This is a genomic window from Paraburkholderia sediminicola, from assembly GCF_046026895.1.
GTDB classification, from domain to species: Bacteria; Pseudomonadota; Gammaproteobacteria; order Burkholderiales; family Burkholderiaceae; genus Paraburkholderia; species Paraburkholderia sediminicola_C.
Genome location: NZ_JAQQEU010000180.1, coordinates 1 through 3,417, shown reverse-complemented (window position 1 = coordinate 3,417; position 3,417 = coordinate 1). Strand labels below are relative to the sequence as shown.

Annotated in this window: 5 protein-coding genes; 2 read left to right on the top strand and 3 right to left on the bottom strand. The window is 58.0% G+C overall.

Translation table 11 applies throughout. From position 1 onward, the window contains the following. The 3 genes from PQR02_RS39930 to PQR02_RS39920 form a co-directional block, all read right to left on the bottom strand. Window positions 1-1,276 (bottom strand): transporter substrate-binding domain-containing protein (locus tag PQR02_RS39930; protein WP_408243311.1); only part of this gene is annotated, 1,276 nt, incomplete at its 3' end. Window positions 1,277-1,319: 43 nt separating this feature from the next. After that, the gene (locus tag PQR02_RS39925; protein WP_408243310.1) at window positions 1,320-1,721 is read right to left on the bottom strand and encodes a hypothetical protein; all 402 of its coding nucleotides are present in this window, start codon (window positions 1,719-1,721) and stop codon (window positions 1,320-1,322) included. A 433-nt stretch (window positions 1,722-2,154) separates the two neighbouring features. Continuing rightward, window positions 2,155-2,493 carry an HdeA/HdeB family chaperone gene (locus PQR02_RS39920; RefSeq protein ID WP_408243309.1) on the bottom strand — a complete coding sequence of 113 codons (339 nt, stop codon included), beginning with the start codon at window positions 2,491-2,493 and terminating at the stop codon, window positions 2,155-2,157. Window positions 2,494-2,817: 324 nt separating this feature from the next. Between PQR02_RS39920 and PQR02_RS39915 the strand changes: the two genes are divergently transcribed. Both PQR02_RS39915 and PQR02_RS39910 read left to right on the top strand, forming a co-directional pair. Continuing rightward, on the top strand, window positions 2,818-2,955 hold the full coding sequence (locus PQR02_RS39915) for a hypothetical protein (RefSeq protein WP_408243308.1): 138 nt from the start codon (window positions 2,818-2,820) through the stop codon (window positions 2,953-2,955). A gap of 196 nt (window positions 2,956-3,151) precedes the next feature. Beyond that, on the top strand, window positions 3,152-3,417 hold a 266-nt coding region (locus tag PQR02_RS39910; RefSeq protein WP_408243307.1), incomplete at its 3' end, for a zinc-ribbon domain-containing protein.

Genomic DNA, 3,417 nt, shown 5'->3' with positions numbered 1-3,417 from the left:
CCCGGATTGCGTCGGCAGCGGTCTTCACATCGACAAACGGCAAGCCACGTTGGGTGAGGTAATCCGCGGCAATCGTCCCCGCCGCGGTGCCAATCGTTTTGCCGGGGAGATCGCCCGGGCCCTGAATGTTGGACTGGAGCTGCGCCACGGTTTGCGAAGACGTCACAGTTGCCGTAAGTTGCGCGATCAGCACGACGCCAATCAGCCACATCGCGGGCACCAGCACACGCTTCCACATCGTGGCGGAATCGCGTTCGCCGTGCTCACCCGTGGCAATGATCAACATGGTTGCCCATAGACCTTCCCCTAACGCGCGTACGTAAGGTTTCTGGAAATTGGGGTCTTGCTTCCGTTCGACCAGCCACACCAGATTGGCGAGAAGGAAGACGAGAATGGCCGCGATGCCGAAAAGCTGGCCAATGGGCCGCCAGGGGATCGAACGGAGCGTGGCCAGAAAAGCACTTTCGTTGCGCGCACGCACCATAATCTGCAATCCAGAGTCGAAGTACGGAAGCGAGAAATCCACGACTTTCTCGCGATCCGATGTCATGGTGATAGCCGCTATGGCGACGTCTACGTCGCCCCGCTGCACGGCAAGCAGCAAATCCGACTGCGTCGCAACTGAATTCCAGGCGTATTCGACGTGCATTCGGCGCGCCACTTCGTTCCATAGGTCGATGCTAAAACCGGCTGGCGGATCGGTCTGTGGCAATACAAATGGTGCAATCGCGGCAACCGCTACCCGCAACGGCCGATCTGCGCCGGATGCGGCTGGGGAAGCACCTGTCGTGACGTAAGTAACCGGAAGCGTTTGGCCGCCGCCAAAGAGATTACTGCTGAGTCGTGTTACTGGCGGGACATTCGACCGGGATTTGCTGCATTCCAGGCGTTCAATGTTGCATTCAGGCTTCGATGCGGTCGCGGCGGATGACATCCGTGAATGCATGACGTTTCCCGGTGGGCCGGCGGCAGGGTCTATTCTGTCCGCAAGGCAGTTCCGGTTCACATTGGCAACTCGCTTCAGGTTCGAGAGTGCCTCCCAAGCCCTGATGCCTGAAGCGCCGAAGGCTGCGACGCCAGGCCAATCGAGAGAAATCGGGTATGTCTTGCCTCCAGGCGGCAACGTGCCGTCCCGCCAGCTTGCACCGACACGGATGGTCTCGGCCTTGCTTCTCAGCGTCACGGTTGGGCAGGCGAGCGCAGCGGCTGCCGTCACAATCGACAACAACATGAGGCGAGCCAGCGCACCGAACAGCCATTTCGATATCCTGTTCAATGAACGCCTCCCTACATTGATTGCACCTTTAGGAGACCGGCCATCACCTGTGGGTCTTTTTCATGCTGCCACCGCTGCCAAACCGGGTTACATCTGTGCTGCCCGGCGGACGACCGATATTGTTGACCAGTGCACCGTACAGCCAATGCCCCTCGCTCGTGGGCAACACAAACGCAGGGGCAATTCTTCGTTTTTTGGGATCGAGCGCGTGAACTGAATTCGTAGGAATCGGCAGGATCAGCCCAACGCCTGAGATCGATCCACGGTCCAGTTGACCGGCTGGATGTTGAGAACGTTCTGCGGCTGTTTTTCGCGAGCCGGCGGTGAGTGTCGTGTTGTCCTGGGATCGCAGGCTGATCACGTTAGCGATCAGGTTCTGCTCCGCCTTCGCGAACGGTTCGGTGTGCCGGCCGAGCGCGACCCGGAAACGATGAACCGTCCGCATCCAACGGCCTGAGCGCAGCCCGCGAGACGTTTGCCCGCAGCAGGCTGACCATTTAATCCCGGGAAACGTGCGATTCCCTTCCCGCTTCATATCGACAACAATCCAGCCGTGGCTCGGAGCCGCGTCCAGTGCCTCCTCAGATTTTTGTTGAAGCGCTTATTGCGCACGGAAGCCGGCCACTAGTGCACCTGAGCGGAGAATGGATCCGTGCTTGTGCCAGCTTTAGTCGACACGATCAACTTCATTACGTTTGCTTCGCTGTTGTTCGCCAGCACCCTGCAATATTGCCGGCAAGCGCAGAACGAAAAGCCTCTTCGCCGCGCCAATCAGGATGCAGCGGCGCCATCACCTGCAGTCTCTGGCGACAGCAGCTGCCTTTCACCCCTCACTCCTTGCCAGTCTCCCGGCGCACTCACTCTCGACGCGAGTTCGGTCAATTGTGCGCATAGGTCTTGCTGATCGGCGTGTGGCCGTGCGAAAAGAAATATTTCACCTTTTGGGCAAAGGACTGCTTCGGCGTCTTCTTGCATTCCTCAACCAGAGCGGCAACGGTTTCGTCCTGACCGACCATGACGACATCTTCGGGTTGCATCTTGCCTTTGTTGTTGTAGCCGTCCATCCAGTACACCATCTGTGGCTTGTACACATCATCCATCACGAGGAAATCCTGGCAGGTCATCTTGGCTGGTTTCATTTCCTTGTTCGCATCGGCAAGGCAGGATGCCGACAGGGCGACTCCAATGACAAAGACTGCCGCTTTAATCGTATTCATGGCTCTCTCCGCTATCAAACGTTAACGATCGGTTCCGGTATTGCAATGGCGGCATCCGCGAAGGGCGGTGCCGGGGTCATTGCTCCTTCCGAGATCGCGTGGTCCTCTATTCCTCAGGGCGCCTCGCGCCAGAACGCACTTTCGACCATGCTTACCTAAGCAACAGAATAGGCGGCTGGTGGCGATGCCGATATAGGACCAAGGTGCAATACGATCAGTCAAAGCAAGTCTGCGGCCTTCTTCGAACGCGGCGCGCACTGCGCTCCGTCGATGAAACCGGGACGGACTATCATTGGGTCGATTCTGTTTGCAAGGACTTCCCTCGTGGGTCAAGCCCAAGTTTTGTTTCCCGGTGCCCGCGAATGTGCAGCTCCGACGGTCAATGAGACCGTGCTGGTGGCGGCATATACCAGTGGTCCAGCGGTCATCCATGTCAACGTTCTGGCCGACAAGTACGCATGAGGGTTGTTCGACGCGCGCCCGTTCCCGCCGGGTTCTGATCACGCAGGACGAGCGCCCGGGGCCATGCATAATTCACGAGCGGAAAGAGTTGTGACGGAAAATGGGCCTGATGAGATGTGCTGGATCACCTTCATGGAACTGTAGCGATAGAAAGTGATGCACTGCGACGAGACCAGGAAACTGATCGGAGGAATTAATGGCTTTGGTCAAATGCAAGCAATGCGGGAACGAGGTTAGTGACCAGGCAACGACGTGCGTCAAATGTGGCGCGCCTGTGGTAAAGCAGCAGACCGACGCGGGAAAGATGGTGGGCGGCTTGGGGGTGCTTATAGTCGTTGCATTGATCACCTGGGGTTGCGTTTCGGACAATAGCGCCAAGAACGGCAGCGACGCAGCGAATCAAGCCCTGTCGTGTAGCAAGGACGATCTGCAATGTCTCGGCGACAAAGGGACCGTTGCGGC

Bases quoted from the DNA above. Each gene is read 5' to 3' on its own strand.
- PQR02_RS39925 (WP_408243310.1), bottom strand. From the start codon at position 1,721: ATGCGGACGGTTCATCGTTTCCGGGTCGCGCTCGGCCGGCACACCGAA.
- PQR02_RS39920 (WP_408243309.1), bottom strand. From the start codon at position 2,493: ATGAATACGATTAAAGCGGCAGTCTTTGTCATTGGAGTCGCCCTGTCG.